The following is a 22,819-nucleotide window of genomic DNA, read 5'->3' as shown; positions in this document are numbered from 1 at the left end:
GCCGCGCCGACCGGCGCAGTCAGGGTGTATCCGGCGTAGACGCCCACGAGCGCGAGGATCACGACCGTCACGATGCCGCCGATCAGCGCCCCGCGTCGGCGTCGGCGCCGCCGGAGCGCCGGGTCGACACCGGGCGTGCCTGGCTTCTCGTACGTCCGCTCGTCGCTGATCAGCTCGCGGAACTGCGCGAGGCCGTCCGCCGCCTCGTCCCCCTGTGACACGTTTCCCCCAAACGTTCCCCTCCTCCCATCATGCGCTATCTGGGCGCGGGGGAGGTCAGGAGTTCAGGTGAACGATCGCCAACACGATGAGGATGAGGCCCACGAACATCATCGAGACCCACAGCACCGTGCTCGAGTGCGCTCGCGATGAGCGACTGCGCGGCGCGCACGAAAGCGATGTGATCGAGGCCGCGACAGCTCGCTCCATTGACGAGACTCTCGAGGGTGCGGAGTTGGGGCTTGCCCAAGTTGTTGCCGCGCCCAGCCGAGCCGAGGACAATAGAGAATCAGCGGCGGAGGCAGCATCTGCGCGTCCGGTCCCGTTGGCTCCGCGAGGTTGTGTGCTGCGTGGCGAGGCTTGGGGAGGAATGGGCGAGTGGGTGACCATCTGATCAAAGCTGAGGACCGTGCGCGCACTCTGGTGCTCTTTCCAGAGTGGTTCGGCGGGGATCGTATTCCCGAGACGCTCAAGGTTCCCCCAGAGATCCGTCAAAGACTTCGAGAGTGGAATCGGACCTGGGAGAGCGTTCTCGATCCGGTCATCAAGGTCGAATGGCCGGACCCCGCTGTCGGGCGTGCATGGATTGCCGAGGGGAACGCTTTGGTGCGGGAGTTGCAGGCCCAGCTGGGGTCTGAGATTCGCGTGGTGGGCGACTTTGCCGCGTATGACCCGGATGCATGACGCATCCGGGTCATACGCGGGTTGGTGTTAGTCGTTCCAGGCCGTGGAGTTGCAGGCGGACGCCTGCGAGTTGTTGCTCAGAAATGCAGTAATGACAATGTAGTTGCTCTTCGATAGAACGGTGTTGGCGTAGTACGAGGCGTAGATCTGCGTTCCCTTCCAGATATGGAACGGAGCCGAGAAGCACACCTTTTGCTGTTCCTGGTTCACGGCAGGGTACGGGTTTGCGTAGTCGAGGGTGTCATGCACGGCGTGAATCATGTATTCGTCCCATGACTGGGGCGACTGGTAGCCGAGAGCCCCCGAAGCTGATGCTCGGACCGTTTCCCATCCATTGGGGCTTCCAATTTGGCCCCATTGGTGCCGATCGCGGATGTGCTTGAAGCCGCTCGTCGTCTCCGTCCCGCACAGAAGATCCACGTCTCCACCGGACCAGGCGGGGTTGCCTGATCCGTTATCGTACGGGAACGTGTGAATGTTCTCGACGATTACCCAGTTCGGGTTGTTAGCGAGGTTGCACGCGGCGACATCACCGGGGTTGAACGGGATCGTCTGGATAGTGACCCCGCCGCCCTCAGGGCTGGCGACACCGCCGGAGTTCGGACTCGCAACACCGCCGGAGTCCTGGCCTGCGACACCGAGGAGGACGGAGTCTTCGAGGGTCGTTCCGAAACGCACCTCCTCACCCCCAGGCTGGGCTCCTCCGACTGCGGGAGTCGGTTGCAGCGAGTCAGCGGTCGCTGCGGTCGCGGGGGCAAAGGCCAATAGCGCCGCGGCGACCGCCGCGATCCAAAGTGTGCTCTTGGTACGAGTATTCATGAGCTTCTTTCGGTCGTGAGAGCCCCCTTGGCTCTCCTCAACCACGCTCTCCCCGGAAGGACGCTAAGACCAGCAGATGAGTTCGCTGGTGAAGCCGAGGGAAAGGGAGTAGCCTCCGCTAGGTCTCAACTCCCCTGTCGAGTTCGTGCGGAACCCTCCTACGATTAGCGGTCGTCTAGAGCGAGTGCATGAGTGATGCGGAGAATGGTGTCGAGGGTCGGATTGATTTCGCGGCCAATCACGAAGCCGCGTTCGACGCTCGCGTAGGTCTGCACCGCCAGCCCCGCTGTGAACGCGACGTCCTCTTGTGACAGGCCCGCAGACATGCGTGCCGAATAGATGCGCTTCGCCATCTGCTGGACGAACTTCTGGCGGTAGGCCACGTAGTCGGGTTCGTGCATATGCTCTTCGGGAGCTGGCTCTCTTCCGGGTGAAGGAGGCGAGGTCGCGGGCCTAGGCCGTCTGGTTGGTGGGGTACGTGTCCGCACCGCGGCGCTGACCTCGGCCGCGCCGACCGGCGCAGTCAGGGTGTATCCGGCGTAGACGCCCACGAGCGCGAGGATCACGACCGTCACGATGCCGCCGATCAGCGCCCCGCGTCGGCGTCGGCGCCGCCGGAGCGCCGGGTCGACACCGGGCGTGCCTGGCTTCTCGTACGTCCGCTCGTCGCTGATCAGCTCGCGGAACTGCGCGAGGCCGTCCGCCGCCTCGTCCCCCTGTGACACGTTTCCCCCAAACGTTCCCCTCCTCCCATCATGCGCTATCTGGGCGCGGGGGAGGTCAGGAGTTCAGGTGAACGATCGCCAACACGATGAGGATGAGGCCCACGAACATCATCGAGACCCACAGCACCGTGCTCGAGTGCGAGACGAGCCAGCCGCTCAGCCGCTCCAGCAGGGGACGCACGCTCCCGTCGCCGAAGAGGTACGCGAGCACGAGCGCGCCGACCGTGGAGATGCCGACGATCGTGAAGATCACGATCGCGAGGGTCGCCGAGCCGACGGGAAGGCTCGCGGTTCCGATCGCGAGTCCCGCAGCAAGAACGAGCGTGAGGTTCTTCGGCCGCACGTTCATTACGAGGCCGAACCCGAACGAGCGCCAGGGCTGGATGCCGTTGAGCATCCGCGTCCACGACGGTGACGTCGCCGACTGGTCGCCGCGCCGGCTCCGCAGGAGCGCGACGAGGCCCCAGAGGACGAGGAGTGCGCCGAGCGCCATCTCGACGATGTGCACCCACGTCGGCATCCGATCCGACACGCCGGCTGGCACGAGCCGTGCGATGAGCGTGAACAGCGTCACGAGAACGAACACGCCGATCGTCCAGCCCGACAGATACGCGACGCTGACGGGCACCGGGCGCGGAGACAGCAGGAGGATGACCGCCGCCAGAATGGGGAGGATGCTGAACGCCATCGCGACGCCGAGCGGGACGACGTACCAGAGGACGGACTCCACGGTCCGAGCCTATGGGCACGGCGCGCATCACCGGATCACGGGAGCGGGGTGACCTCCGGCGCGCCGGTGAAGCGGGCCGAGGGACGGATGATCTTCGGATCCCGTGCCTGCTCGAGCACGTGCGCGGTCCACCCGATCGTGCGGGCGATCGCGAACGTCGGCGTGAGCATGTCCCGGGGGATGCCGCACGCCTCCATCACGACGGCGGCGTAGAACTCCACGTTGGCGTGCAGCTCCCGGCCGGGCTTCAGCTCGGCGAGCAGGCGCTCGGTGGTCTCCTCGAAGCGCACGGCGAGCTCCACCCGCGGGCCGCCGAACTCCCGCGCGTACCGTTTCATGAGCTCCGAGCGCGGGTCCGCCGTCCGGTAGACCGCGTGGCCGAAGCCCATGATGCGGCGCCCGCCGGCGACCTGCGCGCGGACCCACGGCTCGACGACGTCCGGCGTACCGACCTCGTCCAGCTCGTCGAGCGCGCGCGACGGCGCGCCGCCGTGCAGGGGCCCGGTGAGGGCGCCCAGCCCGCCGGCGAGGCAGGAGGCCACGTCCGCCCCGGTCGACGCGATGACGCGGGCCGTGAAGGTCGAGGCGTTGAAGCCGTGGTCCATCACCGCGATGAGGTACGCGGTGAGCGCGCGCTCGGCGCGCGCATCCGGAACGCGTCCGGTCAGCTGGTGGAGGTGGTTCGCGGCGATGCCGCGCCCGGCAAGCTCCGGCAGCGGTGCCAGGCCGCGTCCGCGGCGGTGGAGTGCGTCGAGGATCACCGGGGTGATCGCCGCGAGCTCGACCGCATCCGCCGATCGTGCCGCTTCGCTCAGGTCGTACACCGGACGCAGGCCCCGCGCGGCGGCGTACAGCGGCCACGCCGCCTTGAGTCCGGCGACCGGGTCGACCGGACCTGCGCCCAGGACGACCCGCACGACCTCGTCGACCTCGGGCCGCGCTCGGGCGGCGGCCACCTCTGCCGCGAACGCCGCGCGCTCCGCGGCATCCGGCAGGGCTCCGCGTACGAGCAGGTGCCAGACGTCCTCGACCGTGACCGTCTCGGCGAGTTCGATCGCCGAGTAGTCGCGGTAGCGGTAGAAGCCCTCCCGGGCTCGGACATCTCCGATCGACGTCTCGGCGACCGCGACGTTCGCGAGTCCCCGCGGCACCTCGATGAGGCGGTCGTCCATCCTGTCCACGCGCATCTTCTCCGCTCCCTCCGCGACCGCCAGGGTCGCATCCGCTACCGTCAGAGTGAGAGTTGATGAGGATTTCGTCAATCTTGATCGGATCAACATGGATGCCCTGCCCCGCCTCACCGCCGCCGAGGCCGCCGCGCGGCTCGGCGTCAAGCCGGAGTCGCTCTACGCCTACGTCTCTCGCGGGCTGCTGTCCCGCGAGCGCGGAGCATCCGGCTCGACGTTCGATCCGCTGGAGGTCGAGGCCTTCGCTCGCGGCCGCCGGCGCGCCCCCGCGAGCCGGAGCACGGACGGGGCGAGCGCGTCCGGCCTTCCGCTCGGTGTGCTCGAGACCGATATCGCGCAGGTCGAGGACGACACGCTCTTCTTCCGCGGACGGGATGCCGTCCGCCTCGCACGCGAGTCCGACCTCGAGTCCGTCGCGGCGTGGCTCTGGGGCCTGCCGGATGCCGCGGCCCTCCGCCGGCTCGGCGACGACCCGGACGCCGTGGCGGCGGCGCGGGCGCTCGTGCGCGCCCTCCCCACCGGCGCGACGCTCCTGGACCGGATGCAGGCCGCGGTCACGGCCCTCGCGGCGTCGGATCCGCTCCGGCGCGACGCGTGCGGTCCCGCGCTCGCGCGTGCCGGCGCCCGCCTGCTGTCCGGCATCCCGCGCGCCCTCGCGGATGCACCGGTCCCGGATCCTGTGGACACCGCCGCCGATGTGCCCCGCGCCCCTGCGGACACGGCCGCGACCCTGTGGACCGCGCTCGCCGGGCGGGCGCCGGAGCCCGCGGAGCACCGCGCGATCTCCGCCGCGCTCGTGCTCACCGTCGACCACGACCTCGCCGTCTCCACCCTCGCAGCGCGGGTCGCGGCGTCCGCGCGCGGCTCGGGGTACGCCGCGGTGACCGCCGCGCTCGGCGCGTTCGACGGGCCGCTGCACGGGAGCGCGAGCCGCGCCGCGGCCGAGCTCCTCGCCCGAGTTCGCGACGGCGAGCCCGTGGATCGCGCCCTCGCGTCCGCCGTCCGGGACAGCGGACGCGGCGTGCCCGGGTTCGGGCATCCGCTCTACGCGGGCATCGACCCGCGCGCGGCGGCGCTGCTGCCGCTCGTCGCGCGGATGCCGGGGGCGGGGCCCGTCGCGGCGGCCGTCGACGCCGTCATCGCGGAGGTCGAGCGGCGCGCGGGCGTTCACCCGAACCTCGATCTCGCGCTCGGCGCGCTCGTCGTCGTGGGGGCACTGCCGCCCGACGCGGGTTCCCTCGTCTTCGCGACCGGACGCCTCACCGGCTGGATCGCGCACGCGATCGCGGAGTACGAGGAGCCACCGATGCGGTTGCGTCCGCGCGGCCGCTACGTCGGACCGTGAGCCGTCGCGGTTCCGTCGGCGGCGGTCGCTACGCTCTGCCCTGAGCGCCCCGCGCGCAGGAAAGGTGACCCGCCATGCCCGTCTTCAACTTCCAGCTCGTCGTCGCCGGCGACCTCCCGTCCGTGCAGTCGACTCTCCGCTCGGCCCTGGAGGCCGAGGACTTCACGATCAAGGAGGAGCACAAGGGGGAGTGGAAGGCGTCGCACGGCAGCATCGCGAAGACGATGTTCCTCGGCGCGTTCGCGGGTTCGAAGAGCCAGCACGAGGTGCTGATCGTCAAGTTCACCCCGGAGGGCGGCGACGTGCGGGTCGACCTGCACCGCCCGCTCGTCCAGGCCGGCGGCGGGGACGACGACGGCATCGAGGAGATGCGCCTCTACGACGCGTACAAGACGTCGCTGACCGGGCTCCGCGACCGCGTGCAGGCGACGGGCTCGCTGGTCAGCGCGAACGTCTGACCGACCCTCGCGCGGCGGTCACGCGCGCGACGCGATCGCCGCGGCATCCACCCCGCGCGGGAGCGCGCCGTAGAGCGCGCCGGCGCCGGCATCCGCGGCCAGTCGGGTCGCGGTGAAGCCGTCGGCGACCGCCCCGGGGGCGAAGCGCACGAGGAGGGATGCCTGGAGCCCGAGCGCGAGCGCGGAGACGAGCTCGCGCGCCCGGGCGTCCGGCTGCGGGTCGATCGCGACCTCGCGGAGAAGCCGGCGGGTGTGCTCGAGGTGGGCGTCGAGCCGCGGGTCGGCGCCCACTGCGCGGGAGACCTCCGCGTCGAACGCCTCGAACGACGCCGTGTCGCGCGTGAGCGCGCGGAGCACGTCGAGGGCGATGACGTTCCCCGAGCCCTCCCAGATCGCCATGACCGGCTGCTCGCGGTACCGCAGCGCGAGCGGGAAATCCTCCGTGTAGCCGTTCCCGCCGAGGCATTCGAGCGCCTCCACGGCATGGCCCGGCCCCCGCTTGCAGATCCAGTACTTCGCGACCGCGGTGGCGAGGCGCCGGAAGGCGCGCTCCTCGTCGTCGGCGTCCGCGTCGTACGCGCGCGCCAGGCGGAGGGCCGTGGCGGTCGCCGCCTCGGTCTCGAGCTGGAGGTCGGCGATGACGGCGGTCATCGCGGGCTGGTCGATCAGCGTCCGCCCGAAGGCGGCCCGGTGGCGCACGTGCCACGCCGCCTCGACGGTCGCGTGCCGCATCCCGGCGGCGGAGCCCAGGACGCTGTCCAGGCGGGTCCGCGTGACCATGTCGATGATGGTGCGGACGCCGCGGCCCTCTTCGCCGACGAGGTGACCGAGCGCACCCTCGTACTCCACCTCGCTCGATGCGTTCGCGCGGTTGCCGAGCTTGTCCTTCAGCCGCATGATCCGCAGGGCGTTGCGGGAGCCGTCGTCACGGATGCGCGGCACGAGGAAGCACGACAGCCCGCCCGGGGCCTGCGCGAGCACGAGGAACGCATCCGACATCGGCGCGCTGCAGAACCACTTGTGCCCGGTCAGCGCGTATCGTCCCTCGCCCTGCGGGACCGCGCGCGTCGTCCCGGCACGTACGTCGGATCCGCCCTGCTTCTCGGTCATCGCCATGCCGAAGATCGCGCTCGTCTTGCCCGGCGCGAGAGCGGGCTCGTAGTGGCGGCTGAGGAGCCGGGGCGCCCATTCGCGCGCCAGCTCCGGATGCTGCGCCACGACCGGGAACGCCGCGTGCGTCATCGACACCGGGCACGCGTGCCCGGGCTCGACGTGGGCGTAGAGCATGAATGTCGCGGCCCGCGCGACCGCGGCGCCCGGCCGCGGGTCGGCGAAGGCCGCCGTGTGCGCGCCGTCCGCGAGCGCGGTGCGGAGGACGCGATGGTACGACGCGTCGTACTCCACCTCGTCGATCCGGTTCCCGTACCGGTCGTGGGTGTGCAGCACCGGCTCGCGCCGGTTCGCGGCCACGGCATCCGCCTGGAACGCCGCGGACCCGACGAGGTGGCCGGTCGCGTGCAGGCGCTCGTGCGCCCAGCCCGCGTCGTGCCGGGTGACGCCCTCGACGAGTGCGGCGTCCGCGCCGTACTCGTCCACATCCACGCGCGGCGGAGCCTGGTTCCCGACCTCGTGCGTCGACATGCTCGCCTCCACCGATCGAACCTAGCCCGCGCCCCCGGGTGCCGCCACGCGTTTGCGTGTGGCGTTCCGGGCGCGGACCATGGAGGGGTGGCTCCTCGTCCGCGGCTCGGTCGGCGCACTCTCGTGATTCTCACGATCGTCGTCGGCGCGCTGCTCGTCGCCGGGTTCGTCGCGCTGGCGCTGAGGACGCTGCTGCCCGGGACGCCCGCCGGCGCACCCACGGACACGATGCCCACGATCCACGTCACGCCGTCTCCCTCGCCGACGCGCGCGGGCCCCCCGGCGAACACGAAGGGGTACGACCTCGCGGGCCTGCCCGCGGTCGACGTGTTCGCGGTCATCCCGGCCCTGCCGGTCGACGCAGACCCCACCGCGCCCACGACGGGCCTCGTCGCGACGCCGGCCGCCGCGGTGGTGCCGGTCTTCGCGGACCCCACGGCCGACCCGGTCGCGACGCTCGCCTCGCATCAGACGTACGACGGCACGACGGTCCCGGTCGTGGAGAAGTACGCCGACTGGGTCAAGGTCCTGCTCGTGGGCCGCGAGACGGTGCCGTCGAACGGACAGGTCGCGGGCTGGATCCGGATGGCGGACGTCACGCTGTCGCCTCTGGACACGCACGTCGAGGTCAGCCTGTCGGCGCGCACGATCGATCTCGTGAGCGCGTCCGGTTCGGAGCGGATCGCGACCGACTTCGGGTGGGGCACGCCGCAGACGCCGACGCCCGTCGGCCGCGCGTTCGTCATGATGACGCGCACGGCGCCGGAGCTCGGCTACACCCGCGGGCATCCGCTCGTGTACCTGTCCACGCAGTCCGAGGCGCTGGGCGACTTCGGTGGTGCCGCGGTCGCCGTGACCGCGTTCCACTACCACGACGAGCACTCCGGCGACGTCTCGAACGGCTGCCTCCGCGTGAGCGCCGACGTGATCGACCGCCTCGCCCCGCTCCCCGAGGGCACGGTCGTCGAGATCCGCCCCTGACCCCGGCCCTCCGGGCCTGTCGCCTCCTCCGGCCCTCCGGGCCTCGGGCCTGTCGCCTCCTCCGGCCCTCCAGGCCCCGGCCTGTCCTCCCCTCCGCGAGAACGCGCTTGTGTCCCGTTTTCACGCCGATTTCGTGACATACGCGCGTTCTCAGCGGGGCGTGGCCGGCCCGGGCCCGCCCGTCCTGACCTGGGAGTCAGGGGGGCCTGCAGGGGCGGCGGCGGCGTGTCCACAGGGGTGGGGCGAGGCGGAAGCCCGCGGGGCGGGGCGCGAGTAACGTGACGGGGGTGCCATCCCTCCCTCGCGTGACCGTCGTGATCCCGTGCCGCGACGACGCGTCCTTCCTCGAGGAGTGCCTCGCGGCACTGAACCGACAGACCCGCCCCGCGCACCGCGTCATCGTCGTGGACAACGACAGCTCGGACGACTCGGCCGACGTCGCCCGGCGCCACGGCGCGAGCGTGGTCGAGGAGCCGCTCGTGGGGATCTGGCCGGCAGCCTCGCGCGGCTACGACGAGGCGCTCGGGGCGAGCGACATCATCGCCCGGCTGGACGCCGACTCCCGGCCGCATCCGGACTGGATCGCCCGCATCGTCGCGGCGTTCACCGCGGATCCGGGGCTGAGCGTGCTCACCGGCGGCGCGGAGTTCTACGGCGCCTCGCCGCTCACGTGCTACCTCGGCCGGCACTGGTACATCGGCGGAGGCCGGGTGTGGATCAAGCTCTGGCTCGGCGTCCCGCTCGTGTTCGGTTCGAACTTCGCGATGCGCGCCGACGTCTGGGAGCGCGTGCGCACCCGCGTGCACCGCGGGAACTCGCGCATCCACGACGACCTCGACCTCACGATCCACCTCCGGGAGACCGACGTCGTGCGGTGGGACCACGACCTGCGGATGCCGGTGTCCGCGCGTCCGCTGCGGACCCCGCGCGGGCTCCTGCGGCGGGTCTGGCGGGTCGTGCCGACGTTCGCGGCGAGCTGGCCGGCGGGAGCCCCGGGGCGGCGCCCGCTCGTGCCGCCGGTCGCCCCACCGGTGCCGACGTGGGAGCCGGGCGACGACGAGGATCTGTCGCCGGAGTTCGGACGCTGACGGCGGGCGTCGTGCCTCTCGCGGTCGTGATCGTCGCCTACGCGGTCTTCGCCGTGCTGAGCGTCATCCTCGTCGTCATCGACGCGCGCACGCACCGCCTGCCGAACGCACTGGTCCTGCCGGCGTATCCGGTCGCCCTCGTGCTGCTCGCCCTCGCGTGCCTGCTCGGATGGCCGTGGGACGCGTTCTTCCGCGGCCTCGTCGGGGGTGCCGCACTGTTCGCGTTCTACCTCGTGCTGCGGCTCGTGCAGCCGCGGGGCATGGGCGGGGGAGACGTCAAGCTCGCCGGTCTCGTCGGGCTCCACCTCGGGTTCCTCGGCTGGGAGCAGCTCGTGGTGGGCGCGTTCGCCGGGTTCCTGCTCGGCGGGCTGTACGGCGTGCTGCTGATCCTCCGCCGTCGCGCGCATGGCCGGAGCCGGATCGCCTTCGGCCCGTGGATGCTCGCCGGCACGTGGGCCGTCATCCTCACCACGACGGCCTCCGCGATCCTCTAGCGTGGCGTCATGCGATCGGTGTTCGCGCTCGTCGCCCGCGTGATCGCCTGGGCGCTGTCGCTCAAGGCGACGCGATCGTTCCTGCTCTACCTCGAGCGGCGCGGCCCGCAGTTCGCGGATGCCATCACCTATCGCACGCTCTTCAGCGTCTTCGCCGGGGTGCTCCTGGGCTTCTCGCTCGCCACCCTGTGGCTCGCGGACAACCCGATCGCGTGGAAGGCGCTCGTCGACGCAGTGGATGCCGTCATCCCGGGCCTGGTCGGCGAGGGCGGCCTGATCGACCCCAAGGCGATCCAGGTGCCGGCCGGGCTCACGGTCGTGGGGGTGCTCGGCCTCGTGGGTCTCATCGGCGCCGCCATCGGCGCGATCGGCTCGCTGCGCACCGCGCTGCGCGTCCTCGCGGGCCGGGTGACCGAGGACGTCCAGTGGTACTGGGTCATCGTCCGGAACCTCGCGCTCGCCGCGGGGATTGGCGCCGCGCTCGTGGTGTCCGCCGCCCTTACGTACTTCGGCACGGTCGGCGTGCGGACGCTCCTGACCTGGCTGGGCGCTCCCGACTCGGGCGACGCCGCGACCTTGCTGCCGCGAATCGTGTCGCTCGTCATCGTGTTCGGCCTCGACGCGTGCATCGTCGCGGTCCTGTTCCTCGTGCTGGCGGGCGTGCGGCCCTCCGCCCGGTCGCTGTGGACCGGCGCGCTCCTCGGGGGCTTCGGCCTCACCGTGCTGCAGGCGCTCTCGAGCCTGTTCGTGGGTGGGGCATCCGCGAACCCGCTCCTCGCGTCCTTCGCGGCGCTCATCGCGCTACTGCTGTGGTTCAACCTGTCGGCGCAGGTCATCCTGATCGCCGGCGCCTACATCATCACGGGCGCGGAGGAGGAGAAGGATCGCGTCCGCGCGAAGTTCGGCGCGACGACCTTCGCACAGCGTCGGGTGCAGCGCGCGGAGGACGCGGTCACCGCCGCGGCGCGCGAGCTCGATCTGGCTCGCGCCGCGGCGGCCGCCGAGCGTGCCTCGTCCTCCTGACCCGCGGCGCGGCTCAGCCGGCGATCGACACGAGGCCCAGCTCCACGGGGGACAGGAGGCCGGGGTGGGCGGGCACGACGCGCACGGTGTAGCCGAACGGGCCGGTCTGCTGCAGCGCGAGGCTGCCGGCGAACGCCGTCACGCCGTCGGCGGTCTCGCCCGCCTGAAGGCGGAGCGTCGCGTGGTCGGGCGAGAGGAGGTCGTCCTCGTTGGTCGGCCCGGAGGCGAGCTCGACCGCGACATCGTCGGCGGACAGGCCGCCGAGCGCCACGGACACGCGCACGTCGAGCGTGTCGCCCGCCTGCGCCTGCTGCGTGATGCCGGTCGCGTCGACGTTCGTGATGTGCACGCTCGGCCACGCGCCGCGCACGCGCTTCACGAACGCGGCGAGCTCTCGCGCGGCGGCGAAGTCGTCCGCCCGCAGGTCCGCGTCGTTCGCGGCCGCGGGCAGGTACAGACGGATGACGTACTCGCGCACCATCCGGTCGCTCGTCGCCTTCTTGCCGAGCTCGGTCATGGTGTGGCGCACCATCGCGAGCCACTTCGGCGGCACCCCGCCCACGCGGTCGTAGTACGCCGGCACGAGCTGGTGCTCGATCAGGTCGTAGAGCGCGGCCGCCTCCGTGTCGTCGCGCTCGTCGTCGTTCGCCGCGGTGTCGGCCGTGGGGATCGCCCAGCCGTTCTTGCCGTCGAACCACTCGTCCCACCAGCCGTCGAGGATCGAGAGGTTCAGGGCGCCGTTCAGCGCGGCCTTCATCCCCGACGTGCCGCAGGCCTCGAGCGGGCGCAGCGGGTTGTTGAGCCACACGTCGCAGCCGGGGTAGAGGCGCTTCGCGAGGGCGATGTCGTAGTCGGGCAGGAACACGATGCGGCCGCGCACGCGGGGGTCGCGGCTGAACCGCACGAGCTGCTGGATCAGGAGCTTCCCGGAGTCGTCGGCCGGATGGGACTTCCCGGCCACCACGATCTGCACGGGACGCTCGGGGTCGGTGAGGATCCGCGCCAGCCGCTCCGGGTCGCGCAGCATGAGCGTCAGCCGCTTGTACGTGGGCACGCGCCGGGCGAAGCCGATCGTGAGCACGCCCGGATCGAGGAGGTCGTCGATCCACGCGGGGGCCGCGTCGTCCGCCGCGGAGATGCGGCGGCGCGCCTCGGCGACGAGCTCGTTCTTCATCACCCCGCGCACGCTCCACAGCTCCTCGTCGGAGACGACGCTCGCGTCGCGCCAGTCGTGCGTCGCAGTGAGCGCATCGCCGAACGCGCGCTCGCTGACGGACTTCAGCGCGGGGTGCACCCAGGTCGGCGCGTGGACGCCGTTCGTGATCGACGTGATCGGCACCTCCTCGGCGTCGATCTCCGGCCACAGGGCCCCGAACATCTCGCGGCTCACGCGGCCGTGGAGGAGCGAGACCCCGTTCGCGTGCTGCCCGAGGTGGAGGCCGAGCACCGCCATGTTGAAGACCGACGGATCGCCGCCCTCGTAGCTCTCTAGTCCGAGGCTCAGGGCGCGCGCCGGGTCGACGCCGGACAGGAGACCGCTCCCGAGGTGGCTCGCGATGAGGTCCCGCGGGAACCGGTCGATGCCGGCGGGCACGGGCGTGTGCGTCGTGAACACGGTCGAGGCGCGCACCTGGGCGAGGGCCTCGTCGAAGGAGAGCCCGTCCGAGGTCATGAGCTCGGACATCCGCTCCAGCCCCTGGAAGCCGGCGTGCCCCTCGTTCGTGTGATAGACATCGGGCGTCGGACGGCCGGTGACGGCGCACCACGCGCGGATCGCCCGGACCCCGCCGATGCCGAGGAGCAGCTCCTGCAGCAGACGGTGCTCGCCGCCGCCGCCGTAGAGGCGGTCGGTGACCCGGCGGAGGTCCTCCGTGTTCGAAGGGGTCTCGGCATCCAGGAGCAGTAGGGGGACGCGGCCGATGTCGGCGATCCAGACGCGGGCGGCCAGGTGGCGGCCGCCGGGCAGATCGAGGCCGATCTCGACCGGCTGGCCCGCCTCGTCGCGCAGCAGGGTGAGCCCGAGGCCGTACGGGTCGAGCAGGGGGTAGCTCTCGCGCTGCCAGCCGTCGTCGCCGATCGCCTGCGTGAAGTACCCGGCGCGGTAGAAGAGGCCCACGCCAGTCAGCGGGACGCCGAGGTCCGACGCACTCTTGAGGTGGTCGCCGGCGAGGATGCCGAGACCGCCGGAGTACTGCGGCAGCGACGCGTCGACCCCGAACTCGGGGGAGAAGTACGCGATGTGCGCGGGCGTCTCGCCCTCGAGGCGCTGGAACCACTGCGCTCCCGTGAGATATGCCTCGAGGCGGTCGTCCTCCGCCTGCACGCGCGCGACGAACTCCTCGTCGTCGGCGAGCTCGTTGAGCCGGTGCTGCCCGAGCGCACCGAGCATCCGGGCCGGGTTCTCGCCGATCCGGACCCACAGGTCAGGATCCATCGATGCGAACAGGGCATGCGTCGTGCGGCTCCAGGACCATCGCCAGTTGGAGGCGAGGCGGTTCAGCGGCGCGAGGGAGTGAGCGAGGACGGGGCGGACGGTGAACGTGCGGATGGCCTTCACGACGGTGATTGTAGGTCCCGCGGATGTCCAGGCAGAGGCCGGATGCCAACGGGCCTGGCTAGGCTGGGGAACAGGGAGGTGCTCATGTCCATCGCACGTCTTGTATCTGGACCCCTGGACGGCCAGGTGGTTCCGCTCGACTCCGTCATCGGCGACTCCTACATCGTCCCCTACGGGGAGGGCCAGCTCGTCTACCGCCGGCAGGGTGACGCCCAGCACACCGGCGCCGCGGACGGCCCCACCGAGGAGACCTTCGTCTTCGTCGAGTCGACGGAGAACATCTCGCCCGGCGACGACTCCGAGCCGGGCGACCTCGCGCAGCCGTGGTGAGCGCGCGGTGAGCGACCCGTCGCACTCGCTCGAGGTCGAGCGCAAGTACGACGTCGACGACGCCACCCCGCTCCCGGACTGGACGGCGCTGCCGGGCGTCGCGAGCGTCGGCGAGCCGGAGGTGCGCGAGCTCGACGCCCGCTACTTCGACACCGACGACCTCGCCCTGGGTCGCGCACACGTCGCGGTGCGCCGTCGCGAAGGCGGCCCCGACGCGGGCTGGCACGTGAAGGCGTCCGCCACCGAGGGGCGGCACGAGTGGCATTGGCCGCTCGACGCGGGGGAGGCCGACGCGGTGCCGGATGCCGTGGCTCAGGCCGTCGCGGAGTGGGCGCGGCCTCCGTTCTCGCCCCTCGCGCGGATCCGCAACACGCGGACCGCGTACGCCCTCCGCGATGCGGAGGGCCGCGCCGTCGCGGAGGTCGTCGACGACCACGTCCGCGCACGCGCCGAGCGTACCGGCGTCGAGCAGGCGTGGCGCGAGTGGGAGGTCGAGCTGGCGGAGGCCGCGCCCGCCGACGCGGAGGCCTTCTTCCGCGCCGCCGACGCGCTCGTGGCGACCGCCGGCGGCGGGGTCGCGGCATCCGACTCGAAGCTCGGCCGCGCCCTCGGCCTCTGACCCCGTCCGGGCGTCAGAGGTTGATCATGTGGCCGGCGAGGCCGTGGAAGGCCTCCTGGACCGCCTCGCTGAGCGTCGGGTGCGTGTGGACGTTGCGGGCGCCCTCGAGCGCCGTGAGGTCCCACTTCTGCGCGAGCGTGAGCTCGGGGAGGAGCTCCGACACATCCGGTCCGATGAGGTGCGCGCCGAGAAGCTCGAGGTGCTCGCCGTCCGCGATGACCTTCACGAACCCGATCGGCTCGCCCAGGCCGTTGGCCTTGCCGTTCGCCGAGAACGGGAACTTCGCGACCTTGACGTCGTAGCCGGCGTCGATCGCCTGCTGCTCCGTGAGGCCGAAGCTCGCGACCTGCGGGTTGCAGAACGTGGCGCGCGGCATCATCCGGTAGTCGCCGAGCGGCATCGTCTCGGCCTTGCCGATGGTCTCGGCGGCCACGACGCCCTGCGCCTCCGCCACGTGCGCGAGCTGGAGCTTCGCGGTGACGTCGCCGATCGCGTAGATGTGCGGGACGTTCGTGCGCATGTAGTCATCGATCGCGATCGCGCCGCGCTCGGTCAGCTGCACGCCGGTGTTCTCGAGCCCGAAGCCGTCGACGCGCGGGGCGAACCCGATCGACATGAGCACCTTGTCGGCCTCGATCGTGGCGGGCGCGCCGTCCTTCGGCGTGTAGGTGACGGTGACCTTGTCGCCCGAGTCGACGACGGTCTCCACCTTCGTCGAGGTGAGGATGTCGACGCCGAGCTTCTTGTACTGCTTCTGGATCTCCTTCGAGACCTCGGCGTCCTCGTTCGGGAGGGCGCGGTCCAGGAACTCGATGATCGTGACCTTCACGCCGTAGTTCACCAGGACGTACGCGAACTCCATGCCGATCGCGCCCGCGCCCACGATGACGATCGAGCCCGGCAGCTCGCGCGTGAGGATCTGCTCCTCGTACGTCACGACGTTGTCGCTCAGCGTCACGCCGGGCAGCAGCCGGACGGTCGAGCCGGTCGAGACGATCGCGTTGTCGAAGGTGACCCGCTCCGTCGATCCGTCGGCCTGGGCGACGTCGATCGTGTGCGCGTCGACGAACGTGCCACGGCCCTCGTGCTCGGCGATCTTGTTCTTCTTCGTGAGGAAGTGGATGCCCTTGACATGGCCCTCGGCGACCTTGCGGCTCCGATCCCAGGCCACGCCGAAGTCGAACGTCGCGTTGCCGGAGATGCCGAACAGGTCGGCCTGCGCGTGGAACGTGTGCGCCAGATCCGCGTTGCGCAGCAGCGCCTTGGAGGGGATGCAGCCGACGTTCAAGCAGACGCCGCCCCAGTACTTCTCTTCGATGATCGCGGTGCTCAGACCCAGTTGCGCGCAGCGGACCGCGGCGACGTAGCCGCCGGGGCCCGCGCCAAGGATGACGACGTCATAGTGAGGCATGTCTCAAGCCTAGGGGCGGGTCGGTGAGGCAGCGCGCGCGCTGCCCTTTCCGATACTCTGTCGGGGGAAGAGGAGGGACAGGCGTGGCAGAGAACGAGGCACCCGAGCCGGACGAGATCCGGCGAGGACCCGGCAACGACAACGGACCGTCCCCCGACACGACGCAGACGTTCGGGCACGACTCCGATCTGTCCTTCGTCCCCTTCGGCTCCGAGCTCAGCGCCGCCGAGATGGAGGCCATCGAGGCACTCCCGACCCGCTCCGCGCTGCTGATCGTGCGTTCGGGCCCGTCCGCCGGCGCCCGCTACCTCCTCGACACGGACGTCACGACGGTGGGCCGGCATCCGGACGCCGACATCTTCTTCGACGACGTCACGGTCTCGCGCCGGCACGCGGAGATCACCCGCACCGGAGCCGCGTTCGACCTCGTCGACCAGCGCTCCCTCAACGGCACGTACGTGAACGGCGAGCGCGTCGACCGCGCGGTCCTGGAGAACGGCGCCGAGGTGCGCATCGGGAAGTTCCGCCTGAACTTCTTCGTCTCACCCGCAGACCTGCCGCGGGCGGCGGACGCCTGATGCCCGCAGGAGCAGCCGCCGGTCGCGCCGCGCCCGGGGGTGTCCTGAGCATCGGTCAGGTCCTCGCGCGGCTGACCCCCGAGTTCCCGGCGCTCACCTCCAGCAAGCTCCGATTCCTCGAGGTGCAGGGGATCGTCCGACCGCGACGCACCGAGTCCGGATATCGCAAGTTCGCGCCGGCGGACCTCGAGCGGCTTCGGCTGGCGCTCACGCTGCAGCGCGACCACTACCTTCCGCTCGTCGTGATCCGCGACTACCTCGACCAGCGCGATGCCGGCGCCGACCCGGAGCTGCCGTCCGCCGTCCCGGCGTCGATCGTGCCGGCCCCGCGCCGCTACCGGCGCGACGACCTGCTCGTGGCGTCGGGGGCGAGCCCGGCCCTTCTGGTCGAGGCCGTCAGTGTCGGGCTCGTGCCGGCCGCGGAGGTCCACGACGAGTCGGCGCTCGGCGTGCTGCGCGCCCTCGTGGCGCTGGAGCGGCACGGGATCGAGCCGCGCCACCTGCGGGCGCTCCGTCAGAGCGCGGAGCGCGACGCCACACTCATCGAGTCGGCGCTCGCCCCGCTCCTGCGCCGCCCCGACGGCACGTCTCGGGCGCGGGCGCTGGATGCCGCGCCGGAGCTCGCGCGCCGTTTGGACGAGGTGCGTGCGGCGGTGCTCCGCGCGCAGATCGCGCGCTTCGGCGCGTGAGGTGCGACACGCCGCCGGTGTGCGTCGGATGTCGTTGCTGGAGGGGCATCGCTCCTCTACCGTGGGACTATCCGGATGAGGCGAGGAAACATGCAGATGGGGGAGGAGCCGCGCGTGACCGCTGGTGAAGCTGCAGGTGAGCCCCGTTTCGTCGCAGACCTGCTGTTCACCGACGGCCTTCCGGAGATGGACGACGAGGTCGGGTATCGCGGTGCCGTCGCGGCCCGCGCCGCGGGGATCACGTACCGCCAGCTCGACTACTGGGCGCGGACCGAGCTCGTGGAGCCCACGGTGCGCGGCGCGAGCGGTTCCGGTTCGCAGCGGCTGTACGGGTTCCGCGACATCCTCGTCCTCAAGCTCGTGAAGCGCCTGCTCGACACCGGCATCTCGCTGCAGCAGATCCGCACGGCCGTCGAGCAGCTCCGCGCCGCCGGCATCCGCGACCTCGCCGGCACGACCCTCATGAGCGACGGCGCCTCGGTGTACCTGTGCACCTCGAACGACGAGGTGATCGACCTCGTCAGCCGCGGTCAGGGCGTCTTCGGCATCGCCGTCGGCAAGGTCCTGCGCGAGGTGGAGTCGACCCTGGTCGAGTTCGAGGACCCGCAGGCGCCGGACGCACTCGACGAGCTCGCCGTGCGTCGCGCCCGCCGCTCCGCCTAGCCGCCCCGCCCGCGCCGCCGCCGCCCCGGCATCCCCGCCGGCGCCCCGGCCCGCGCTCGCAAGCGAGCCCGCATCCCGTCCGCGCTACTGTTCCCCGCGCGCGCCACTGAGATTCGCGTAGCGCGTGCGCGAAACAGTAGCGCGAGCTGGATGCGGCGGGCGACGCGCCCGGGAGAAGCGCGCCCGGGTCAGGAGCGGGCGGCGTCGGGGACCGTGATGCGGCCCGTGCGCATGACGCGATCCAGCAGGGAGTCGAAGTCGGCCGCGAGCTCCTGGGCGGAGTCGCCCGGCCAGATGTGCAGCGGCTTCGCCGCGCCCTGCGCCTGCTGCAGGGACGTGCGCTCCGGCAGCTGCGGGGTGAGCACGAGCGGGCCGAACATGTCGCGGAGCTCCTTGATGCGGAACTGGTGCTCGATCGACTGCGGGCGCACGCGGTTCACGACGATCCCGAGCGGCTGCAGTCGCGGTGAGAGGCCGCGACGGATCTCCTCGATCGCCCGGAGGGCACGGTCGGCCGCGGCGACGGAGAACAGGCCCGGCTCGGTGACCACGATGACGCGGTCGCTCGCCGCCCACGCGGTCCGGGTGAGGGCGTTGAGCGAGGGCGCGCAGTCGATCAGCACGAGGTCGTAGTCGGCCTCGACCGTGGCGAGGGCCTCCTCGAGCTTCCACACGTCGCGGACGCTCGGGTGCGGGCCGTCGAAGTTGATGGCGGACGGGCTCCCGATCAGGACGTCGATCGTGCCGGGATGCACCTTGGCCCAGCCGCTGGAGGTGATCGCCTGGCGGACGATCTTCTCCTTCGGGTTGGCGAGCACATCGGCGATGTTGAGGCGCCCCGCGACCTGGATGTCCATGCCGGTCGACACGTCGGACTGCGGGTCGAGGTCGACGACGAGCGTGCGGATGCCGCGGGCGAATGCCGCCGACGCGAGTCCCAAGGTCACGGTCGTCTTGCCGACGCCACCCTTGAGAGAGCTGACGGACAGTACGTGCACGAGACCCCACGTTACCGTCCCCTAGGCTGTGAGCACACTCAGGCGCCGATGCGAGTGGCGCGGACACTGCCCAGCTCGTGCGCGGCGGCCTCTCTCCCTGAACGAGGGGATCCCCATGTTCCGCAAGATCCTGGTCGCCAACCGCGGTGAGATCGCGATCCGCGCCTTCCGCGCGGCGTTCGAACTGGGGGCGCGGACCGTCGCGGTCTACCCCTACGAGGACCGCACCTCGCTGCACCGCCTGAAGGCGGACGAGGCGTACCAGATCGGCGAGGAGGGGCATCCGGTCCGGGCGTACCTCGACGTGGACGAGATCATCCGGGTCGCGAAGCTCGCGGAGTGCGATGCGATCTATCCCGGATACGGCTTCCTGTCCGAGAACCCGGAGCTCGCGGAGAAGGCCGCGGCGAACGGCATCGTCTTCATCGGTCCGTCCGCCCCCGTGCTGGAGATGGCCGGTAACAAGGTCACCGCGAAGCACCACGCGATCGAGGCGGGGGTCCCGGTGCTCCGCTCGACGGACGCCGACCACGACATCGACGCGCTCCTCGCCCAGGCGGACGACATCGGCTTCCCCCTGTTCGCGAAGGCGGTCGCCGGCGGCGGCGGGCGCGGGATGCGACGGGTCGAGACGAAGGCCGAACTCGCGCCGGCGCTTGCCGCGGCGATGCGGGAGGCGGACAGCGCCTTCGGCGACGGGCGGATGTTCCTCGAGCAGGCGGTCCTCCGACCCCGGCACATCGAGGTGCAGATCCTCGCGGACAAGACGGGCCACACGGTCCACCTCTTCGAGCGGGACTGCTCCGTGCAGCGTCGCCACCAGAAGGTCGTGGAGATCGCCCCAGCCCCGCATCTGGCGGAGGATGTCCGCGCGGCCCTCCATCGTCACGCGATCGCGTTCGCGCGGTCGATCGGCTACGAGAACGCGGGCACGGTCGAGTTCCTCCTCGAGACGGCGGGCCCGCGCGCGGGCGAGGTCGTCTTCATCGAGATGAACCCGCGCATCCAGGTGGAGCACACCGTCACCGAAGAGGTGACGGATGTCGACCTCGTGCAGTCGCAGATGCGAATCGCCGCGGGGGAGACCCTCGACGCGCTCGGTCTCGCGCAGGCGGACATCCACCTGCGCGGTGCGGCGCTCCAGTGCCGCATCACGACGGAGGACCCGACGCAGGGCTTCCGCCCGGACACCGGCATCATCACGACCTACCGCTCGCCGGGCGGTGGCGGCATCCGCCTCGACGGCGGCACGACCGCGGCCGGGGCGGTCGTGAGCCCGCACTTCGACTCGATGCTTGCGAAGCTGACCTGCCGCGGCCGCGACTTCCCCGCTGCCGTGCAGCGCGCGCGCCGCGCGCTCGCGGAGTTCCGGATCCGCGGCGTCGCGACCAACATCGCGTTCCTGCAGGCGGTCCTCGAAGACCCGCAGTTCCTGGCGGGCGACATCAGCACGGCCTTCATCGAGGAGCGCCCGGAGCTCCTCCGCGGGCGCGAGTCCCGGGATCGCGGCACGAAGATCCTCCGCTGGCTCACGGATGTCACCGTCAACCGGCCGAACGGTGCGAACCCCCTGACGGTCGCGCCGGCGCGCAAGCTCCCGCCCCTCGACCTCGCGGTTCCCGCGCCCGCCGGATCCCGGCAGCACCTGCGCGAACGGGGTCCTGCCGGCTTCGCCGCGGACCTGCGCGCGCAGACCGCGCTCGCGGTGACGGAGACGACGTTCCGCGACGCGCACCAATCGCTCCTCGCCACCCGGGTGCGGACGAAGGACCTCGTCGCGGTGGCCCCGTACGTCGCACGCCTGACGCCGCAGCTGCTGTCCGTGGAGGCCTGGGGCGGGGCCACGTACGACGTCGCGCTCCGCTTCCTCGGTGAGGACCCGTGGGCACGGCTGGACGCGCTCCGGGAGGCGCTGCCGAACGTGGCGATCCAGATGCTGCTGCGCGGCCGCAACACGGTCGGCTACACCCCGTACCCGAACGAGGTCACCGACGCCTTCGTCCGCGAGGCGGCGGCATCCGGCGTCGACGTCTTCCGCATCTTCGACGCCCTCAACGACGTCGCGCAGATGCGCCCGGCGATCGATGCGGTGCTGGAGACCGGGACCGCGGTCGCTGAGACCGCGCTCTGCTACACGGGCGACCTCCTCGATCCCGCGGAGGACCTCTACACGCTCGACTACTACCTGCGCCTCGCCGACGAGATGATCGTGGCCGGCGCCCACGTCCTCGCCATCAAGGACATGGCGGGTCTCCTGCGCCCCGCCGCCGCCGCGAAGCTCGTCGCCGCCCTGCGCGAGCGATTCGACGCCCCGGTCCACGTGCACACGCATGACACCGCCGGCGGGCAGCTCGCCACCCTCCTCGCGGCGAGCGCCGCGGGCGCGGATGCCGTCGACGCCGCGGCCGCGCCCCTGTCCGGCACCACGAGCCAGCCGTCGCTGTCGGCGCTCGTCGCGGCCCTCGCCCACACCGAGCGCGACACGGGCCTCGACCTTCAGGCGGTGTCCGACCTCGAGCCGTACTGGGAGGCGGTCCGCCGCCAGTACGGGCCGTTCGAGTCGGGGCTGCCGGCGGCCACGGGGCGCGTCTACCACCACGAGATCCCGGGCGGCCAGCTCTCGAACCTCCGGCAGCAGGCGATCGCCCTCGGCCTCGCCGACGACTTCGAGCTCATCGAGGACATGTACGCCGCCGCGAACCGCATCCTCGGTCGCATCCCGAAGGTCACGCCGTCGTCCAAGGTCGTCGGCGACCTGGCGCTCCACCTGGCGGCCGTGAAGGCCGACCCCGCCGACTTCGAGGCCCACCCGGAGCGGTACGACATCCCGGATTCCGTCGTCGGCTTCATGGCGGGCGAGCTCGGCGACCTGCCGGGCGGATGGCCGGAGCCGTTCCGCACGAAGGTCCTCGCCGGCCGCGACGTGCGGATCGGCGTGCGGCCCGTGCCGCCCGCCGACGCCGCCGCCCTCGACGGCGATTCGGCCGCACGCCGGGACGCCCTCAACCGGCTCCTGTTCCCGGCGCCGACGCGTGCGTTCCGCGAGTCGCGCGATACCTACGGCGACCTGAGCGTGCTGGACACGAGCGACTACCTGTACGGCCTGGTGCCCGGGCACGAGCACGTTGTCGAGATCGAGCGCGGCGTGCAGCTGCTCGTCGGGCTCGAGGCGATCGGGGATGCCGATTCGAAGGGCATGCGGACCGTCATGACCACGCTCAACGGCCAGCTCCGGCCGGTGTTCGTGCGCGATCGCAGCATCGCCGTCGAGGCCCGCGAGGTGGAGAAGGCGGACACGTCGCGACCCGGCCAGATCGCCGCTCCGTTCTCCGGAGCGGTCACGCTGAAGGTCGCCGAGGGCGATGCGATCGAGGCGGGACAGCAGATCGCGTCGATCGAGGCGATGAAGATGGAGGCCGGCATCACGAGCCCCGTCGCGGGGGTCGTCCAGCGCCTCGCGATCGCCGGGACGCAGCAGGTCGAGGCGGGCGATCTTTTGCTCGTCGTTCTGCCCTCCCACTAGCCTGGGTCCGGCGCAGCCGCCAGGCGAGCCGGATGGCGCACGCCACCGCGCGCCGAT

At 71.6% G+C, this 22,819-nt stretch carries 21 protein-coding genes and 1 pseudogene; 13 read left to right on the top strand and 9 right to left on the bottom strand.

Going from position 1 to position 22,819, the window contains the following annotated elements:
• Window positions 1-221, bottom strand: a pseudogene (locus ABCS02_RS25990) (D-alanyl-D-alanine carboxypeptidase); the annotation flags it as partial.
• 376 nt (window positions 222-597) lie between these two features.
• Between ABCS02_RS25990 and ABCS02_RS25985 the strand changes: the two are divergent.
• On the top strand, window positions 598-903 hold the full coding sequence (locus ABCS02_RS25985) for a hypothetical protein (RefSeq protein WP_345838589.1): 306 nt from the start codon (window positions 598-600) through the stop codon (window positions 901-903).
• A gap of 27 nt (window positions 904-930) precedes the next feature.
• On the opposite strand, the gene ABCS02_RS25980 is transcribed toward ABCS02_RS25985, so the two are convergent.
• The 4 genes from ABCS02_RS25980 to ABCS02_RS25965 form a co-directional block, all read right to left on the bottom strand.
• Window positions 931-1,722, bottom strand: a complete 792-nt coding sequence (locus tag ABCS02_RS25980) for a hypothetical protein (RefSeq protein ID WP_345838588.1) — start codon at window positions 1,720-1,722, stop codon at window positions 931-933.
• A 164-nt stretch (window positions 1,723-1,886) separates the two neighbouring features.
• Window positions 1,887-2,447 (bottom strand): helix-turn-helix transcriptional regulator, encoded by a 561-nt coding sequence (locus ABCS02_RS25975; protein WP_345838587.1) that lies wholly within the window; start codon window positions 2,445-2,447, stop codon window positions 1,887-1,889.
• 55 nt (window positions 2,448-2,502) lie between these two features.
• The gene (locus ABCS02_RS25970) at window positions 2,503-3,177 is read right to left on the bottom strand and encodes a GAP family protein (RefSeq protein WP_345838586.1); all 675 of its coding nucleotides are present in this window, start codon (window positions 3,175-3,177) and stop codon (window positions 2,503-2,505) included.
• Window positions 3,178-3,212: 35 nt separating this feature from the next.
• Entirely contained in the window at window positions 3,213-4,349 is a 1,137-nt protein-coding gene (locus ABCS02_RS25965; RefSeq protein ID WP_345838609.1) for a citrate/2-methylcitrate synthase, read from the bottom strand.
• 106 nt (window positions 4,350-4,455) lie between these two features.
• Here ABCS02_RS25965 and ABCS02_RS25960 point away from each other — a divergent pair, with 106 nt between their 5' ends.
• Both ABCS02_RS25960 and ABCS02_RS25955 read left to right on the top strand, forming a co-directional pair.
• Window positions 4,456-5,709: a citrate/2-methylcitrate synthase gene (locus ABCS02_RS25960; protein ID WP_345838585.1), complete on the top strand. Its 1,254-nt coding sequence runs from the start codon at window positions 4,456-4,458 to the stop codon at window positions 5,707-5,709.
• Window positions 5,710-5,783: 74 nt separating this feature from the next.
• Window positions 5,784-6,167 carry a hypothetical protein gene (locus tag ABCS02_RS25955; protein ID WP_345838584.1) on the top strand — a complete coding sequence of 128 codons (384 nt, stop codon included), beginning with the start codon at window positions 5,784-5,786 and terminating at the stop codon, window positions 6,165-6,167.
• Between the two features lie 18 nt (window positions 6,168-6,185).
• Here ABCS02_RS25955 and ABCS02_RS25950 read toward each other — a convergent pair whose 3' ends face one another.
• Window positions 6,186-7,808, bottom strand: coding sequence for an acyl-CoA dehydrogenase family protein (locus tag ABCS02_RS25950; RefSeq protein WP_345838583.1), 1,623 nt, complete (start codon window positions 7,806-7,808; stop codon window positions 6,186-6,188).
• A gap of 87 nt (window positions 7,809-7,895) precedes the next feature.
• Here ABCS02_RS25950 and ABCS02_RS25945 point away from each other — a divergent pair, with 87 nt between their 5' ends.
• The 4 genes from ABCS02_RS25945 to ABCS02_RS25930 all read left to right on the top strand — a co-directional run bounded on the left by ABCS02_RS25945 (window position 7,896) and on the right by ABCS02_RS25930 (window position 11,394).
• Window positions 7,896-8,789: a L,D-transpeptidase gene (locus tag ABCS02_RS25945; protein WP_345838582.1), complete on the top strand. Its 894-nt coding sequence runs from the start codon at window positions 7,896-7,898 to the stop codon at window positions 8,787-8,789.
• A gap of 287 nt (window positions 8,790-9,076) precedes the next feature.
• Entirely contained in the window at window positions 9,077-9,877 is an 801-nt protein-coding gene (locus ABCS02_RS25940; protein WP_345838581.1) for a glycosyltransferase family A protein, read from the top strand.
• Window positions 9,878-9,888: 11 nt separating this feature from the next.
• Complete coding sequence (locus ABCS02_RS25935) at window positions 9,889-10,371, top strand: A24 family peptidase (RefSeq protein ID WP_345838580.1); 483 nt, start codon at window positions 9,889-9,891, stop codon at window positions 10,369-10,371.
• A gap of 9 nt (window positions 10,372-10,380) precedes the next feature.
• On the top strand, window positions 10,381-11,394 hold the full coding sequence (locus tag ABCS02_RS25930) for a YihY/virulence factor BrkB family protein (RefSeq protein WP_345838579.1): 1,014 nt from the start codon (window positions 10,381-10,383) through the stop codon (window positions 11,392-11,394).
• A gap of 13 nt (window positions 11,395-11,407) precedes the next feature.
• Here the strand turns inward: ABCS02_RS25930 and glgP are convergent, their stop codons facing one another.
• The gene (glgP, locus tag ABCS02_RS25925) at window positions 11,408-13,951 is read right to left on the bottom strand and encodes an alpha-glucan family phosphorylase (protein WP_345838578.1); all 2,544 of its coding nucleotides are present in this window, start codon (window positions 13,949-13,951) and stop codon (window positions 11,408-11,410) included.
• Between the two features lie 84 nt (window positions 13,952-14,035).
• On the opposite strand from glgP, the gene ABCS02_RS25920 reads away from it, so the two are divergent.
• Both ABCS02_RS25920 and ABCS02_RS25915 read left to right on the top strand, forming a co-directional pair.
• Window positions 14,036-14,281 carry a response regulator gene (locus tag ABCS02_RS25920; protein WP_345838577.1) on the top strand — a complete coding sequence of 82 codons (246 nt, stop codon included), beginning with the start codon at window positions 14,036-14,038 and terminating at the stop codon, window positions 14,279-14,281.
• A 7-nt stretch (window positions 14,282-14,288) separates the two neighbouring features.
• Window positions 14,289-14,900, top strand: a complete 612-nt coding sequence (locus ABCS02_RS25915) for a CYTH domain-containing protein (RefSeq protein WP_345838576.1) — start codon at window positions 14,289-14,291, stop codon at window positions 14,898-14,900.
• Window positions 14,901-14,913: 13 nt separating this feature from the next.
• Here the strand turns inward: ABCS02_RS25915 and lpdA are convergent, their stop codons facing one another.
• Window positions 14,914-16,311: a dihydrolipoyl dehydrogenase gene (gene lpdA / locus ABCS02_RS25910; RefSeq protein WP_345838575.1), complete on the bottom strand. Its 1,398-nt coding sequence runs from the start codon at window positions 16,309-16,311 to the stop codon at window positions 14,914-14,916.
• Window positions 16,312-16,394: 83 nt separating this feature from the next.
• Here lpdA and ABCS02_RS25905 point away from each other — a divergent pair, with 83 nt between their 5' ends.
• From ABCS02_RS25905 to ABCS02_RS25895, 3 genes are all read left to right on the top strand, one after another.
• Entirely contained in the window at window positions 16,395-16,889 is a 495-nt protein-coding gene (locus tag ABCS02_RS25905; protein ID WP_345838574.1) for an FHA domain-containing protein, read from the top strand.
• Complete coding sequence (locus ABCS02_RS25900) at window positions 16,889-17,578, top strand: MerR family transcriptional regulator (protein WP_345838573.1); 690 nt, start codon at window positions 16,889-16,891, stop codon at window positions 17,576-17,578. The genes ABCS02_RS25905 and ABCS02_RS25900 overlap by 1 nt, the downstream gene beginning before the upstream one ends.
• 186 nt (window positions 17,579-17,764) lie before the next feature.
• Entirely contained in the window at window positions 17,765-18,241 is a 477-nt protein-coding gene (locus ABCS02_RS25895; RefSeq protein WP_345838608.1) for a MerR family transcriptional regulator, read from the top strand.
• Between the two features lie 188 nt (window positions 18,242-18,429).
• Here the strand turns inward: ABCS02_RS25895 and ABCS02_RS25890 are convergent, their stop codons facing one another.
• Window positions 18,430-19,239, bottom strand: coding sequence for a ParA family protein (locus ABCS02_RS25890; protein WP_345838572.1), 810 nt, complete (start codon window positions 19,237-19,239; stop codon window positions 18,430-18,432).
• A 115-nt stretch (window positions 19,240-19,354) separates the two neighbouring features.
• Here ABCS02_RS25890 and ABCS02_RS25885 point away from each other — a divergent pair, with 115 nt between their 5' ends.
• Entirely contained in the window at window positions 19,355-22,762 is a 3,408-nt protein-coding gene (locus tag ABCS02_RS25885) for a pyruvate carboxylase (RefSeq protein ID WP_345838571.1), read from the top strand.
• Window positions 22,763-22,819: the final 57 nt, after the last annotated feature.

It is taken from the genome of Microbacterium sp. X-17 (assembly GCF_039615055.1).
Note: the sequence above shows the minus strand (reverse complement) of the source record. Positions and strands in the feature narration are given on the sequence as shown.

Excerpts from the sequence above, each read along its gene's own strand:
- ABCS02_RS25980 (WP_345838588.1), bottom strand. The coding sequence starts at position 1,722 with ATGAATACTCGTACCAAGAGCACACTTTGGATCGCGGCGGTCGCCGCG.
- ABCS02_RS25965 (WP_345838609.1), bottom strand. The coding sequence starts at position 4,349 with ATGGACGACCGCCTCATCGAGGTGCCGCGGGGACTCGCGAACGTCGCG.
- ABCS02_RS25960 (WP_345838585.1), top strand. The coding sequence starts at position 4,456 with ATGGATGCCCTGCCCCGCCTCACCGCCGCCGAGGCCGCCGCGCGGCTC.
- ABCS02_RS25955 (WP_345838584.1), top strand. The coding sequence starts at position 5,784 with ATGCCCGTCTTCAACTTCCAGCTCGTCGTCGCCGGCGACCTCCCGTCC.
- ABCS02_RS25950 (WP_345838583.1), bottom strand. The coding sequence starts at position 7,808 with ATGTCGACGCACGAGGTCGGGAACCAGGCTCCGCCGCGCGTGGATGTG.
- ABCS02_RS25930 (WP_345838579.1), top strand. The coding sequence starts at position 10,381 with ATGCGATCGGTGTTCGCGCTCGTCGCCCGCGTGATCGCCTGGGCGCTG.
- ABCS02_RS25920 (WP_345838577.1), top strand. The coding sequence starts at position 14,036 with ATGTCCATCGCACGTCTTGTATCTGGACCCCTGGACGGCCAGGTGGTT.
- lpdA (WP_345838575.1), bottom strand. The coding sequence starts at position 16,311 with ATGCCTCACTATGACGTCGTCATCCTTGGCGCGGGCCCCGGCGGCTAC.
- ABCS02_RS25900 (WP_345838573.1), top strand. The coding sequence starts at position 16,889 with ATGCCCGCAGGAGCAGCCGCCGGTCGCGCCGCGCCCGGGGGTGTCCTG.
- ABCS02_RS25895 (WP_345838608.1), top strand. The coding sequence starts at position 17,765 with ATGGACGACGAGGTCGGGTATCGCGGTGCCGTCGCGGCCCGCGCCGCG.
- ABCS02_RS25885 (WP_345838571.1), top strand. The coding sequence starts at position 19,355 with ATGTTCCGCAAGATCCTGGTCGCCAACCGCGGTGAGATCGCGATCCGC.